Source organism: Erythrobacter insulae (assembly GCF_007004095.1).
In the GTDB taxonomy this organism is placed as follows: Bacteria; Pseudomonadota; Alphaproteobacteria; order Sphingomonadales; family Sphingomonadaceae; genus Erythrobacter; species Erythrobacter insulae.
The window spans coordinates 757,356-771,881 of sequence record NZ_VHJK01000001.1; the positions used below are offsets into that span (position 1 = coordinate 757,356).

The following is a 14,526-nucleotide window of genomic DNA, read 5'->3' on the forward strand; positions in this document are numbered from 1 at the left end:
GCAGCAAATGAACGCGCAGAGCACTATAAACGCATCGGGCAGAATGGCCGGTAAAGAACGGCTGGTGGTGATCGGCAATGGTATGGCCGGATGCCGTGCCGTTGAGGAAATCCTTGCAGCTTGCCCGGATCGCTTTGCCATTACGATTTTCGGCGCAGAGCCTCGCGTAAATTACAACCGCATCATGCTCTCCTCGGTTCTGGCAGGCGAGAGGAGCTTCGATGAGATCGTCGTTAACTCCGAGGATTGGTACACAGACAATGCCATCAAGCTAATCGCAGGCGATCCCGTGGTCCATATCGACCGGGAAGCACAGCAAGTCGTATCGCGCGGCGGGGTTATAGAGAGCTTTGACAAACTGTTGATCGCAACCGGCTCTGATCCGTTCGTCATTCCAGTGCCCGGCAAGGATTTGGGCGGCGTCGTCACGTTCCGCGATCTTGATGATGTTGAAGCAATGCTGGCTGCGGCCAATACCAGCAAGCAAGCCGTCGTGATCGGCGGCGGACTGCTGGGGCTTGAGGCAGCGCATGGGCTATCCCTGCGCGGCATGGAAGTGACTGTTTTGCACCTGATGCCGACCTTGATGGAGCGGCAGCTTGATGAAGCGGCAGGCTTCTTGCTCAAATCAGAGCTGGAAGGCCGGGGCATGACCATCCTTACCGGCGCGGACACAGGTGAAATCGTCGAAGCGGATGGCAAGGTGGCCGGCGTCAAGCTTAAAGACGGCACTGAGATTGAGGCTGATCTGGTTGTCATGGCGGTTGGCATCCGGCCCAATGGCACCTTGGCAAAAGCATCAGGTATCAACGTTGAGCGCGGCATTGTGGTCGATGACCATATGGTCACATCAGACCCAAACATCCTTGCTGTGGGCGAATGCGTTCAACATCGCGGTGCCTGCTACGGTCTTGTCGCGCCACTTTGGGATATGTGCCGCTCACTGGCGGCCAGATTGGCCGAACAGCCCAAGGGATATAAGGGGTCCGTGACCTCGACCAAGCTTAAAGTCTCCGGCGTTGACCTGTTCTCAGCAGGTGACTTTTCCGGCGGTGAGGACTGCGAAGATATCGTGATGCGCGATGCCTCTCGCGGGATCTACAAACGGGTTGTTGTCAAAGACAACAAAGTCATCGGCGCCGTTCTTTACGGCGACACCCAAGACGGCAATTGGTATTTTGACCTCCTCAAGAAAGAGGAAGACGTCTCCGAAATCCGTGAGGCGTTGATCTTTGGTCAGGCTTTTGCGTCAGGCGGCGTATCGCTGGACCCTAAAGCCGCCGTTGCAGCATTGTCCGACGACGCAGAAATCTGCGGCTGCAACGGCGTATCAAAAGCTCAGGTCGTCGGATGCATCAATAATGGCGCAAACAGCGTCGATGCTGTGCGCTCCACATGCAAGGCGTCTGCCAGCTGCGGATCATGCACCAGCCTGGTCGAGAGCTTGCTCGCACTAACACTGGGTGACGAGGTTGAGGAAAGCGCTAACACGATGTGCGGCTGCACTTCGTTTGGTCACGATCATGTTCGCGAAGCCATTGTCGAACGCGAGTTCAAATCAATCCCAGAAGTTATGCAGGAACTGCACTGGTCGACGCCTGATGGCTGCTCCAAATGTCGCCCTGCGCTCAATTACTACCTGCTTTGCGCATGGCCGGGCGAATATATTGACGATCAGAAAAGCCGCTTCGTCAATGAGCGGCTCCATGCCAATATCCAGAAGGATGGCACTTATTCGGTTGTCCCGCGCATGTGGGGTGGTGTTACCAATCCGCGTGAGCTGCGCGCGATTGCCGATGTGACCGAGAAATACAATGCGCGCATGGTGAAGGTCACCGGCGGGCAGAGACTAGACATCTTCGGCATCAAGAAGGAAGACCTGCCTGCCGTTTGGGCCGATCTCAATGCCGCTGGCATGGTGTCAGGCCACGCTTACGGCAAGTCGCTTCGCACGGTCAAAACTTGCGTGGGGTCCGAATGGTGCCGATTTGGAACGCAGGATTCCACCGGGCTTGGGATCAAGCTGGAACAGATGAGCTGGGGCAGTTGGATGCCGCATAAGTTCAAAATGGCTGTGTCTGGTTGTCCAAGAAACTGTGCCGAGGCGACGATCAAAGACTTTGGCGTGATCTGTGTCGATTCTGGTTATGAAATCCATATCGGCGGTAATGGCGGCATCAAGGTGCGCGTCACCGACCTGATTGGGCGCGTCGAAACCGAAGAGGAAGCGCTTGAGCTCTCCGCTGCCTTTATCCAGCTTTACCGCGAAGATGCATGGTATCTGGAACGCACCGCGCCTTGGGTGGAGCGCAAGGGTCTGGAATGGGTGAAATCGCAATTGTTCGATGATCCTGCGACCGTACCCGCGCTGGCCGAACGTTTCCGCCATTCGCAAAGCTTCAGCCAGGACGATCCCTGGGCGCAGCGTGCGGCTGGTGAGCGCTCTGACCTACACAGCCACGTCGGCAGTATTGGTGCAGGCCCGCCCACCGATGGCGCGATCAAGCAAGTGGAGCCTGCGGAATGAACGCGCCGGATTGGGTGAGCGTTTGCTCCAAAAACGCAATTGAGCCGGGTATGGCAGGCACTGTGCCAGTTGATGGCGGACCGGAGATCGCGGTCTTTCATACGATCGGCGGAGATTTTTACGCGCTCGTCAATTCCTGTCCGCATAAAGGTGGCCCGCTAAGCCAAGGCATTGTCCATGGCGACAGCGTTTCGTGTCCCTTGCACAATTGGCGCATTTCACTCCGCTCCGGCGAAGCTCTGGGTGACGATGAAGGCTGTACGCCGACCATTCCGCTTAAGGTCGAAGACGAGCTGATCTGGCTTGATCGGGCGGTGATATTGGCCGAGCAAAGGGCCTGAGATCCAGCCGATGAGAGCGATCAAGACTACTTGTGCGTATTGCGGTGTCGGATGCGGCATTCGCGCTGTGGTAACAGGGGAACGGTCGGTCAAGATTGAAGGCGACAAGGCGCATCCCGCCAATCGCGGCTCGCTTTGCTCAAAAGGCACGCATCTTGGGGAAACGGTTGGGCTGGAAGGGCGGCTGCTGCATCCCATGATTGATGGTGAGCGCGCCACTTGGGAAAAGGCGACCGCCGACATCGCCGCTCGCATGCAGGCCTGCATTGATGAACATGGCCCAGATAGCGTTGCGTTTTATGTCTCTGGGCAATTGCTTACCGAAGACTACTACGTCGCAAACAAGCTGATGAAGGGCTTTGTTGGCAGCGGCAATATCGACACCAATTCCCGGCTTTGCATGGCGAGCGCAGTGGCAGCGCATAACCGTGCATTTGGCGAGGATATTGTGCCTCTCACTTATGGTGATCTCGACCATGCCGATGTGATCTTGCTCGTGGGCTCAAACACGGCCTGGTGCCACCCGGTGATCTGGCAGCGGATTGAGCGCGCACGCGAGGCCAACGGGACAAAGCTCGTTGTGATCGACCCTCGCCGGACAGAAACGGCTGAACGCGCAGACCTACATATCCCAGTAAAGCCTGATGGAGATGTCGCGTTGTTTAACGCGTTGTTGGCTGCGCAGGATGTGGACTATGCTGAGGTGGCGGCCCGTTGCGAGCTACCCGAAGGCTTTGTCGAAAGTCGCACACGAGAACACGGAATTGAGTCCCAACTCTTTGCTGAGCTAGCGAGCATGGTCGCCTCTTCCGAGCGACTCATCACTGTGTTCAGCCAAGGCGCGAACCAATCGCGCAGCGGTACGGACAAAGGCAACGCAATCATCAACCTGCACCTTGCCACGGGGCAAATCAATCGCAGGGGCGCAGGGCCGTTCAGCATCACTGGGCAGCCCAATGCGATGGGCGGGCGAGAAGTGGGCGGGCTTGCCAATATGCTCGCCTGTCATCTTGGTTTTGGCGAGCAAGAACGTGCAAGCGTTGCGGAGTTTTGGAAGACAGATCGGCTTTGCTGCGGGCCGGGCCTCAAAGCCATCGACATGTTCGAGGCGATTCATAGCGATAAGATCAAGTTTCTGTGGGTGATGGCTACCAATCCAGCCGTTTCCCTGCCCAATGCGGGGCGTGTGCGAGAGGCTTTGGCCAAATGCCCCACTGTTGTCGTTTCGGACGTGATGGCTGACACGGATACAGGTCGATTTGCGCACATATTGCTGCCTGCGCTTGGATGGGGTGAGAAAGACGGCACCGTTACCAATTCGGAACGGATGGTAAGCCGCCAGCGGGCTTTGTTCGCTGCACCGGGTGAAGCCTGTGCCGATTGGCAAATTGTACGCGACGTGGCGCACGCGATGGGTCACGGTGCAGCGTTCGATTTCCCGACTAACGCTAGCGTTTTTCGCGAATATGCCGCGATGACGCAGCTATCGGTAGAATTCGGACAAAAGCTTAACATGACGGCGTGGTCCCATCGCTCGGATGCCCAATATGAAGCAATGGAACCGTTTCGTTGGGGTGGGGATTATCCATTGGCCAGCGGCGCCTCAACGCCATCAGGCAAACCGCGTCTGATTGCGGTTACCCCCCCTTTAATTAAGGCTTTCGAGAAAGAGCGTCCGTTCCGCCTCAACACCGCACGCTATCGCGATCAGTGGCACACGATGACGCGCACCGGCCATAGCCCCAAACTTGCCATTCATCGCCGCGAGCCGCTGGTAGAGATTCACTCCAAAGATGCTCAAGCGCTTGAGATTAACGATGGTGATCTTTGCCGTGTCTCAACCGAGCAGGGCGAGAGCATCTTTCGTGCCGCTGTGACAAAGAGCGTCCAGCCCGGAGCGTTATGCATTCCGATGCATTGGACCGACATCATGGCAGGCTCTGGCCGAACAGGACGGCTAGCCAGTCCTCAAACCGATCCTATATCGGGCCAACCCGGCTTCAAAGACGAGCCCGCAAATCTGAAACGCCTTCAGGTTGAGCGGCGAGGATTTCTGGTTTCGCGTGACCCATTGGACGCCTCGCTCGCCGATTACTGGGTGCAGAGCCGCGTGTCGGGCGGTTGGCTTTATGAGCTTGCTTGTTTTGCGCAGACTGATCTTGCTAAGCTTTTACCAGAAGGAGCGGTGAGCGAAGTCAGCTTCGCACGCGCAGGTATGCAGCGGGTGGCAGTGTACGACAATAAGGGCGCGCTGATGGCAGCGCTTTTCTCTACCCGGGCGGGCGATCTCCCCAAACGGGAATGGGTCGCAGCGCAGCTTGGTAAGCGCGTCGAAGATCCCGTTGCACTGCTCGCGGCGCGCCCACGCGGGGCGATAGTGGATCAAGGCCCGGTTGTTTGCGTATGCCATGAAGTCGGCCAGCACGAAATCGAGCGCGCAATTGTTGATGGTGCACAGAGTCTGCCTGCAATAGGGCAATGCACGCGTGCGGGGACCAATTGCGGCTCGTGTCGCCCGGAACTGGCGCGCATGATCGAGAGCCTCACAGAGAACCTCAAGGAAGCGGCAGAATGACAGACTTTCCGTCAGGCAGTGTATGGTTGATTGGTGCAGGCCCGGGCGATCCTGAGTTGCTCACACGCAAGGCAGAACGCTTGCTTTATGCGGCGGATATCGTCTTTTATGATGCGCTGGTGAGCCAACAGATTCTTGATATGCTTCCTGGGCATATTGAGCTGCAACCGGTCGGTAAACGAGCGGGCCGTCACTCTGTCCCGCAGCCAATGATCTGCGATTTGATCGTCAAAGCTGCACTCAACGGAAAACGCGTGGCCCGTTTGAAAGGCGGCGATCCGACTATCTTTGGCAGGGCGAATGAGGAGACTGATGCGTGCCGTGCGGCAGGGGTAGCCGTCCAAATTTGCGCGGGTGTGACGACTGCCAGCGCGGCGGCAGCCAGCCTCACAGCATCGCTGACAACGCGCGGCCTTGCTCGGCGTTTGACGTTTGTAACAGCCCACACTCGAAATGGCGCATTGCCGGATTTGAACTGGCAGTCGCTAGCCGATCCTGAGGCGACGATCGCGGTATATATGGGAAAGGGGGCTGCCCCTCACATTGCGCGCGGGCTTATCACAGCGGGCCTCGGACCAGACACACCGGTCGTAGTAGTGCAGGATGTCAGCCTGTCTTCAGAGCTGCACTTCCCCACAAAGTTGAACATGCTCCCGCTCGTAGCCCGCACTGCGCTTGGCAATGGACCGGCTATCATTTTGATCGGAGAAGCGATGCGGTGCTCAGAAAGGCGCGAAAAAGCTATGGAGAATGTGAAGGAAACGCTTGGCTCTAGCGCCAATTAAGAGCTTGCACTGCGTGCAGTCTTTGAGAAAGTAAGCTTATGAAAGCTTTACCAAGTACTCCGATATGCGTCCTCGCTGGTGGATCGTCAGAGCGGTTCGGATCGAACAAGGCGCTCGCTGACTTAGGTGGCAAACCTTTGATCAGTCATGTTCTTGATCGAGTTTCACGACAAAGCTCAGGCCCTATCGCCATTAACACCAACGATCGAAGTGACTTCTCCAGCTTCGGCCTACCTATTGTTGAAGACCGTTACTGCAAGGGACAGGGCCCACTCACGGGAATACTCACAGCTTTGCGTTGGGCGAGCGAGGCCAACTACGGATGCGTCGCAACAATCGCTGTGGATTTACCCTTCCTTCCTGAGAACTTCATCCATGCACTTTCATCAGCCACGATCCCTTCCATTGCGATGTCGGGCGAGCGCTGGCATCCGGTGAACGGGCTTTGGAATTGCTCTCTACATGACGATCTTAGGCGGCACTTAGCTTCAGGACGTCATTCCTCGCACAGTTGGGCTGAAAACTGCAACGCCGAAGTGGTTGATTTCTCGACTGACTCCGGTTTGGTTGATCCATTCTGGAATATCAATACTCGCGAGGATTTGGCATTGGCTGCACGGCATTTCTAACCGCTTCTGTGTCCTGCGAAATTGCATGACTGAAAATTGGATTGTGATTTGCCGTGCTGCTTTGAACGTTCGGCCGCTGAAAACTGATCCATTGGGCTTTGGCCCAAGAAGCGCTTGGGTTGGAGCGGAGACAATGCCCCGACCCAAGAAACCCGCAGTCCATTTCGATGGTTCAACTCGTCGCCGGATATCATCCGCCGGGTCGTGATGATGTATGTGCGCATCCCCTTGTGCTTGAGGAATGTCGAGCACCTGATTGCGAAGCGAGGGATCGACATTTTGCACGAGACCATCAGGCATTGGTGGATCAGAAAGCCGAGGTCCTCAAGAGCGTGGGAATGGGCCGCTGGCTCAACAACCGATGGACAAACAGTCATCTACAATTCCGAGCACGAGAACGAGCGATGCTCAGGCTTCGACAGATGAAGTCGTTATAGAGATTCGCTTCAGTCCACGCCAACGTCCAAAAGCACTTCATTTCCTCACGCCATCTTACAGACCGCCAGACTAACCAAGCCGCCTGCTTAACCGCACTGGCTTAGTAGCAAACCTGATGGGTTAAGCTGAAAGCAGGTAAGGGATAGCTGCGCCACAGCTTTGAACCGTTGGGAAAGACTTTGACGTAGAGACCATCACCGCCTGCCTTTCGGCAGTTCTTCTCACGCGGCCCCAGCGCTCTGATTTCCATGTCCCTTAGCAAAATTTGGGGGCACCACGTTTTGCCAAGCACGAGCATTTGGGGGCATATACCCCCTCTGATGTCCCCTGAGACAAGTGATGTTTGGCGAACACACACGAATATCCCCGAACGCCTCGGAGTAATTCATCTCAGATTCCCGTGCATTTCTCACCTGTACGCATATACTAGCGAACATGAAAATGGTGCCAGAAGAGGATCAAGAGGCCTCTGGTTTTAATATTAGAATCAGTGGCGTACCGAAATTCTTCGGTCAATTCACCAACAGAATACCCAACGATTGGAGAGGCAATGGTTTCTTCGCGCGATTTTTGAAATGAACCACATCAATGTCAAAGACTGTCTCACAAGCAGAAATTTTGGAAATGTGAAAATAGTGAGTCGCCAACCAATTAGAATCGCAAGATCGCGTTCTTGGTCACCAAAATTCCATTTTCAGCAAATGCGCGAACAAGAATTGGGATCGTTTACCCAACATTTAGAAGCCATGGCAGCCTTAAGTATCTGAATTTAAACAACTGTACAGCCGAACAAGATGTCTGATAGGGACCTGTACGGCCTAATGCATTGTTTTAATTGACTCTTTTTGGGGTGCGAACAAGAGTACAGCTATTTCCCCATTACGCAGTCATATCACGCCCCTCGTGTGCTTTCTCGCGCCGGTCTCATCCACTGTTTTCAGCGTAGCTTTCTAGTACGACAACTTTCCCTATAATTCTTGTACTCTTGTTCGCCTGTAACTCCTGCAATGATTTCAGTGGCTTATTGCGCAACAAGAATTTTGATGCCTTGTTCACCTGTAACTTTCGCAACAATTTCAATGACGTACCGGATCGCAGCCGGAAAGCCGATTAGGGACAATTCTGTGCCTATATGCGAAAAATTGAAAACACTCAGATTCCGCGCTCAGCGCCACCCGTGCCGTATGAGTCTTCTCTAGAAGGACCCTGACCCCTCGTGGGACGACCTGGGCCCCAGAGGGACGCGCTGAAACCACGTGGGACGCTCTGGGACTCTAGATTAGCTAGGCAAGAAAAATCCGCTTTCCGCTTCGCGCGCAGCCCCTGTCGCCACCAGCGTTTGGAGCACTTCGGTGACCCGCGCTTTACGCTTGGCGGTGGTGCGGCCCTTGAACAGGGTTGCGAGCGCTTCGGCGGGCAGCGGCGCTTCGGCTTCGGCGAGCACATCGCGCACGGTGCGGATTTGTTCGAGGCCATCGGCAGGCCATTGACGTTCTTCGATCAGCACGGCTTCGCCAAGGTCGGCCTCCACCTGCTCGCTGCCGGAAACCTTGTGGCCAAGGCGCGGAATCTGGAAATTGGGGCGCAGCCAGCGGACAAGCCCGCGCTTTTCCTCCGCCGCGCGTTCCTGATTGAGTGCGACAAGCCGGGTGAGCAATTCCTCCTCGGCTTCCTCCTGGTCCTCGCTCTTGTGCGAGGTAGGTGTGGTCGCGCCGGGCCGCCCGACCAGCCGCTCGCCCAGGTCTTCCCAGCCATAGGCCGCAAAGACTTCGCGGTCGATTTCGTCATGGATGTCCTTGAGCACGGATATCAACCCGGCCTCATGGATGTCCTTTTCCTTTTGCGCCAATGGCTCGACCTCCGCGCCCCCCTCCAGCTCGCGCAGGCGTTCGAGCACATTGTACATGTCCGTCATGGTGAGGAAGTCGTGCTCGGTGAGGCGTTCTTTACGGAAGGCATCGAGGCGCTCGCCAAGACCGTCGAGCCTAGCGGATTGGGCGTCAGTAAGAGTTGGGAAAGGGAAGGGATCGAAGCAGCGGGTCTTCGTCCAACGAGCAGGGCCGACGAATGCTCCCATTGAGGAGGCGTTCGCCTTTACCCACTCCCAGTGCGCCCGCGAAGACAGCGTGGCAAGATGGGCGCCTCGCGAAATCGCGACATTAACAAGCATATTATCCGGCAGAGTATCGTGTTCGAGGAACTGGAAGAACCTTTGAGCCGCTGTTTCAATTGTCGCGATGTACCGATCCAAACCCTTTAATGCCGGCCTGAATGCCGACCGAGCTTCTCCAAAAACCCACCAATTTTTTCGGTATGACTCACGATTGTTTTGGTCTCTCTCCGGTTTCACAGTTTCCAGAATGTGTTGGTAGACGGCTGGGAACTTGCTCTGGACTTCGTCGATCGACAATCCGAATAAATCGATAACCATGACACCTCTCGGCCGCTGCCCGATGTCCCGGCCATTTCGATAACGAACGATATGTCGATCAAGGCTGTCGATTCTACCCAACCCAAGGTTAGCCGCAGTCTTTGGCTCAACGATAAAACCTGAGCCATGCAATTTCACGCCCGGACTAGAGACATCCTCATTCGATATGAGAGCGACCACTTTGCTTACATCGGCACCAAGCCTCAGGTTCGCAGTAATCTTCCCCTCATCGCTCTCCAACTGCACATTAGGTGTATCGCTATTGAGCTCGCTCTCATGCGCCACTTTGGCCAGCTTGCCGGGACGCTCGCCGCGCACAGCCACAGTCATGGCAATCCGTACGGCCGCGCGCTCGCTGCCCTTCACCCACGGGTGATCGGGCACGGCATAGACCAGCGATAGCGGCAGCTTCGCGTCATATGCTTTTCCACCACCCGGCGGCTGAATGTCTGGGTGATCGAATTGGTTGTGATAAAGCCGAAACGGCGCAGCGGGTTCTCGCCTTTCGCCTTCGCAGGCGGCTTCGCGAGCAAGCGTGTTGCCGCCTCATCCCAGAAATGCATCACGAAATCGGCCCCGCCCGGCACACCCTTGCGCGCTTTCCATGCCGCCTCGGCATAGCCATCGCCCAGTTCGGCGCGCATATCCTTACCCCCGATAAAGGGCGGGTTCCCGACGATGAATTCCACTTCCGGCCATTCGGCGCGGCGCGGGTTTTCGTATCTATGCAGTTCCACCTGCGCATCGGGATCAGGGATTTGCTCGCCAGTGATAGGATGGAGCTTCATCGTCTCCCCATCCCACCGCGTCATCGGCGTGCCATCCTCGTTGCGCAGCAATTCCTGCTTGTCGAAAGCGAGAATGGCATCCTGTTCCTTGATGGTGCCATAGGCATCAAGGATCGGTTCACTGAGTTCAGACGCCCCACCGAAGGTACGGATCTGCCATTTGAGATAGCCAATCCACAACACGAGATCCGCGATCGGCACCGCACGGGGATTAATCTCAAGCCCAAAAAATTGCCCTGGATCGACTGTGAAACGACCCTGCGCCCGCTGCGCCCTCTTTCCTGTAGTCCAGTATTCAGGGTGATCACTGATCTTGCTGGGTTGCCCACCGAGGTTCTCAATCGCTTCGAGCACCTCTCCTTCGAGCTTCTTCATTAATTCGAATGCGACATACAGAAAGTTGCCTGTACCGCACGCGGGGTCCAACACTCTTGTAGAGCAAAGTTGGCGATGAAAGGCTTGCACTGCCCGCAACGCGCCTCGCTCGTCTTTCTGACTTAGGCAGTCTTGTGCCAGAGCCTGAGCCTCACTCCAATCAGCCCTTAATGGCTCGATGATTGTGGGGATCACAAGACGCTCAACATAAACGCGCGGAGTAAAGTGCGCCCCAAGTTTGCCGCGCTCTCGACTATCAAGCGCTCGTTCAAGCAGTGTTCCGAAAATTGCAGGCTCGACATCGCGCCATTCCTTGCGGGCGGCCAACCACAATTCCCGAATATCGTCAGGATCGAGGTCCAGCGCCTGGCAATCACGAAACAGTTCGCCATTAAAGCGCTTCAGGGACTGCTCAAGACCGGAATGGAAGCCGCCCTCATCCATCGTCCGCCAAAGGCTCTCAAGTGCCGGAGTAAAAGCCTCTGGGGCATCGATCATGCGTTCAAGCATCGCCTCAAACGGTTTGCGGTCTTCTCCTAGTTTGGGCGGGATGAGCCGCACGTCTTCGGCAAACATCGTAAAGAGACAACGCATCAGAAATTCTGCGATCGCCTTTGGGTGATGATCGCCCTTTCGCTCCAAGTTTTTGGCGATCTTGGCCAGACGCTTGGCGATGTCTTCAGTTACAACTGCCGAGATTCTTGTAGGGTCGAGGCTTTGTGGATCGGTCCAAATTGCCCGAAGTCGTTCTTGCACCTCTTCATCGAGCAAATCATCCATCGACAAACGGAAAGACTGGCGATCAGGGAAATGAGCGTAGTTCCGCCCTTGTCCTGAGAAATCGGCATAGACTTCAATCACATTTCCGATGTCTGCAATTAGCAAGAAGGGCGGATAATTGTGATCATCAGGAAGGGCTCGCGCATAGCCTTCAGCCTGCTTCTTGGCCGCGACCATGATCTTGTCCCAAGTCTTGGTCCCGCGCTTGGCCTGTCCAAGTTTCTGGGTAGTCTCGATGCCTGCTAATTCGAGTTGCTCTGAGGCCCGCTCTTTCTGCCGCTTGGCGGACTGTTTTGCCTCCAGAATGAAGCAGTCCCGCTTGTAGCAATCTATACGGCCGGAACTGGTTGAGCCGTTGGGATGCCTGAATGTGACCTGGCGCTCATAAACATAGTCATTGAGCCGGTTTTCTTCCTTGGCCATCGCAGGGCGATCAGCCCCAAGCGCACGGGCCAAGTCGGAAACGAAAGTTTGATAATTTGCAAGCTCAGAGCCACCAGATTCCTTGGCTTCTGATATAAGTGCCTTGAGTGCTGATTGGTTGGTTTCGACCATAGATATGAGTGATGCCGGCATGTAATTGTGAGCGCAACAGATTAGTCGAGCTTGCGGGTTAGCCCTGGGGCGGGCGTAACTCTTGCTGGAGTATGTTTCCGTCTGCTGGGCGTCCTAATGATGGTGATTGCGAATTGCGTGACAGTCGCCTGTAAGCCGAAAAGGTGACGACGGGTCTCGGTAAGATACAGCTACTTGTCATTGAGATACTTTCGGCTGTTGCGCGCTCCGCTGCCGCGGCTAAGGAATCTTCATGGACTTTTTGGATCAACCGCCGTGGCTCAAAATCATGCAAAACGGCTCAGTGGGGGAGGCGCGGACTAAGGCCTTCTTGCTTGACCGCTTCTGGGTGCTCGAACGTTCGGTCGACATCGACGGCGCCGATTTCCTGGTGCAGCCACGCTCGCTTGGCTCACGTTTCACCGACCGCACGCCACCCAACATCGGCGTCGTCCAAGCCAAATATTTTCAAGACACCAAGACCGTTCATCACATCCCGCGGAACTATGTCCTCGACGAACAAGGCTTCGCGCTGGATGGTTTCTTCGCCGTGTTACACGTCGGTGCGATCGATGAGGCAAAGATCTTCATGTTGTCCGCAGAGCAGATGAAGCAGACACTCGACCAAACGGTCGAGAAGTCGCCCCGTTTCGTTGTCGGCAAGAAGGCACTAGCCGACAAGTTCCGGGTCGACCAGCATCGCCGGCAGGCGCTCGATCGGATCGAGCATGCCATCACTGCTCGCACGCTCACGCAATCGCTCCACTTCTACGATCGCGTCAATATCCCGCTCTATAAGATCACATTGGATGACATAGCTTATCGGTACAAACTGCCGATACCCAACGATCAAACGGACATCGCGAAGACCTATCTCGAATATCGAGAACATCTCAAATGGCTGACCTACGAGATCGAGGAGGGGCTTACAATCATTGATAAAATCATGCAGGAGCCCGATCCGCGGGTTGCCCTCGTGGAACGAGAAAAGCTCGAGGAATACCGAAGCGGCCGAACCTATAGAGACGGTTTGACCTTCGCCACGCGTAAAGTCGACCTCGACTGGCCCTACCTCGTCGAGGCGCTCGACCAACATGATACGCGGATAGCGGCACTCGAGGCGGTCGGCCAGCTCGAACGCTTCGTCGATCTGTCGCAGGCCGTGAAGGACGAAGCGATCCGCCTCGCCAGCGATTTCGATCCCGGCGCGGTGGCCGAAAAATACCTTTGGATGCGGCTCAACTATAACGTGAAGACGCTCGGCTTCGACCGCCTCTCCTTGACTCTTAAGGATGCAAAGCCGGGTTCCTCGACTTACAGGCTCAATGGCTCAAGCCATCTGAACGCATCCAAGGGGAATGTTGATGTCGTCAAAGCAGCAAGGGGCCTTTGGAATCTGCTCATGACGAAGATCTTGTTCGATATCTGTCCAGCGCTCCGGGACGAAGAAGACTGAAGGCAGGCATGACAGACTCAGACTCTTTTTCCGAACGACACGGCCTCCACGGCGGCGACGCCGAGATCGTCACCCGGGAGGACGCCCCAGAGGAGGTTCGCGCCGCTGTGCTAATGCTCGGCTATGCCGCCGGCATGGGACCGGGCGCTCTGCGAGACATAATCTGCGAGGTTTTGTTAAAGCGCCCAGATCCAAACAACTGGTCTCCTGGGAACATCGAAAACGAGGTTCATCGGCTGGTCGATGAAGCGCCATGGTACCAGATATATGACATCGCCGAGCGCATCCATGCCAAACTAATGCGAGACAATTCTTCGGGCACCAAACAGGCGGATTATGCGCGCCGCCTGACTCAGGTCTTTCGCGAGCACGGCATCGGTTGGCAGATGAAAGAGGGTCGCATAATCTTTCGCGGTTCGGAAGCCTTCTCATTAGCGACACGGGATGCCGTCGCCATCATGCGCGAGGCCGGCACGCCGACCGCCGCGAACGAAATCCGCGAAGCACTCAGGGACATTTCGCGCCGGCCAGCGGCAGACGTTACCGGCGCGATCCAGCATGCGATGGCATCGCTTGAATGCGTTGCGCGCGAGATCGACGGGAGCTCCGATACGCTTGGCCAGATTATCAAGCGGCTCACCGTCCCGCCGCCGCTCGATGGTGCGCTCCATCGCCTTTGGGGCTTCGCCTCCGAACAGGGGCGCCATATCCAGGAAGGCCGCGAACCCAGCTTCAAAGAGGCAGAACTGGTGGTCACCGTCGCGTCCGCCGTCAGCGTATATCTTTTGCGGCATTCAGCCCGCCGTTAGCATTCGCTTGCACAGGTGATTGCTAATGCAGCAATGC

9 protein-coding genes and 1 pseudogene are annotated in these 14,526 nt (G+C 56.0%); 8 read left to right on the forward strand and 2 right to left on the reverse strand.

Translation table 11 applies throughout. The features are described from left to right. Positions 1 to 7 precede the first annotated feature (7 nt). The 6 genes and pseudogenes from nirB (at position 8) to FGU71_RS14330 (ending at position 7,399) form a co-directional block, all read left to right on the forward strand. Positions 8 to 2,527, forward strand: coding sequence for a nitrite reductase large subunit NirB (gene nirB, locus FGU71_RS03645; RefSeq protein WP_142787297.1), 2,520 nt, complete (start codon positions 8 to 10; stop codon positions 2,525 to 2,527). Beyond that, the gene (gene nirD, locus FGU71_RS03650; RefSeq protein WP_142787298.1) at positions 2,524 to 2,868 is read left to right on the forward strand and encodes a nitrite reductase small subunit NirD; all 345 of its coding nucleotides are present in this window, start codon (positions 2,524 to 2,526) and stop codon (positions 2,866 to 2,868) included. The genes nirB and nirD overlap by 4 nt, the downstream gene beginning before the upstream one ends. A 10-nt stretch (positions 2,869 to 2,878) precedes the next feature. Continuing rightward, positions 2,879 to 5,443, forward strand: coding sequence for a nitrate reductase (locus tag FGU71_RS03655; protein WP_142787299.1), 2,565 nt, complete (start codon positions 2,879 to 2,881; stop codon positions 5,441 to 5,443). Beyond that, entirely contained in the window at positions 5,440 to 6,228 is a 789-nt protein-coding gene (cobA, locus tag FGU71_RS03660) for a uroporphyrinogen-III C-methyltransferase (protein WP_142787300.1), read from the forward strand. The genes FGU71_RS03655 and cobA overlap by 4 nt, the downstream gene beginning before the upstream one ends. Positions 6,229 to 6,266: 38 nt before the next feature. Further along, the gene (gene mobA / locus FGU71_RS03665) at positions 6,267 to 6,857 is read left to right on the forward strand and encodes a molybdenum cofactor guanylyltransferase (RefSeq protein ID WP_142787301.1); all 591 of its coding nucleotides are present in this window, start codon (positions 6,267 to 6,269) and stop codon (positions 6,855 to 6,857) included. Between the two features lie 114 nt (positions 6,858 to 6,971). Further along, a pseudogene (locus tag FGU71_RS14330) lies at positions 6,972 to 7,399 on the forward strand (hypothetical protein). Positions 7,400 to 8,574: 1,175 nt separating this feature from the next. Here FGU71_RS14330 and FGU71_RS14170 read toward each other — a convergent pair. Both FGU71_RS14170 and FGU71_RS14175 read right to left on the reverse strand, forming a co-directional pair. After that, positions 8,575 to 10,110 carry a DNA methyltransferase family protein gene (locus FGU71_RS14170; protein WP_199799159.1) on the reverse strand — a complete coding sequence of 512 codons (1,536 nt, stop codon included), beginning with the start codon at positions 10,108 to 10,110 and terminating at the stop codon, positions 8,575 to 8,577. Next, on the reverse strand, positions 10,089 to 12,224 hold the full coding sequence (locus tag FGU71_RS14175) for a class I SAM-dependent DNA methyltransferase (protein ID WP_199799160.1): 2,136 nt from the start codon (positions 12,222 to 12,224) through the stop codon (positions 10,089 to 10,091). Before FGU71_RS14175 ends, FGU71_RS14170 begins: the two co-directional genes overlap by 22 nt. Before the next feature lie 253 nt (positions 12,225 to 12,477). Here FGU71_RS14175 and FGU71_RS03680 point away from each other — a divergent pair, with 253 nt between their 5' ends. Together FGU71_RS03680 and FGU71_RS03685 are read left to right on the forward strand one after the other, a co-directional pair. Then, positions 12,478 to 13,680, forward strand: coding sequence for a hypothetical protein (locus FGU71_RS03680; RefSeq protein ID WP_142787302.1), 1,203 nt, complete (start codon positions 12,478 to 12,480; stop codon positions 13,678 to 13,680). An 8-nt stretch (positions 13,681 to 13,688) separates the two neighbouring features. Continuing rightward, positions 13,689 to 14,489, forward strand: coding sequence for an AbiJ-NTD4 domain-containing protein (locus FGU71_RS03685; RefSeq protein ID WP_142787303.1), 801 nt, complete (start codon positions 13,689 to 13,691; stop codon positions 14,487 to 14,489). Positions 14,490 to 14,526: the final 37 nt, after the last annotated feature.

What these genes read in the sequence shown, in the direction of transcription:
- FGU71_RS14175 (WP_199799160.1), bottom strand. Translation starts at nt 12,224, where the DNA reads ATGGTCGAAACCAACCAATCAGCACTCAAGGCACTTATATCAGAAGCC.
- cobA (WP_142787300.1), top strand. Translation starts at nt 5,440, where the DNA reads ATGACAGACTTTCCGTCAGGCAGTGTATGGTTGATTGGTGCAGGCCCG.
- FGU71_RS03685 (WP_142787303.1), top strand. Translation starts at nt 13,689, where the DNA reads ATGACAGACTCAGACTCTTTTTCCGAACGACACGGCCTCCACGGCGGC.
- nirD (WP_142787298.1), top strand. Translation starts at nt 2,524, where the DNA reads ATGAACGCGCCGGATTGGGTGAGCGTTTGCTCCAAAAACGCAATTGAG.
- FGU71_RS03655 (WP_142787299.1), top strand. Translation starts at nt 2,879, where the DNA reads ATGAGAGCGATCAAGACTACTTGTGCGTATTGCGGTGTCGGATGCGGC.
- mobA (WP_142787301.1), top strand. Translation starts at nt 6,267, where the DNA reads ATGAAAGCTTTACCAAGTACTCCGATATGCGTCCTCGCTGGTGGATCG.
- FGU71_RS03680 (WP_142787302.1), top strand. Translation starts at nt 12,478, where the DNA reads ATGGACTTTTTGGATCAACCGCCGTGGCTCAAAATCATGCAAAACGGC.
- nirB (WP_142787297.1), top strand. Translation starts at nt 8, where the DNA reads ATGAACGCGCAGAGCACTATAAACGCATCGGGCAGAATGGCCGGTAAA.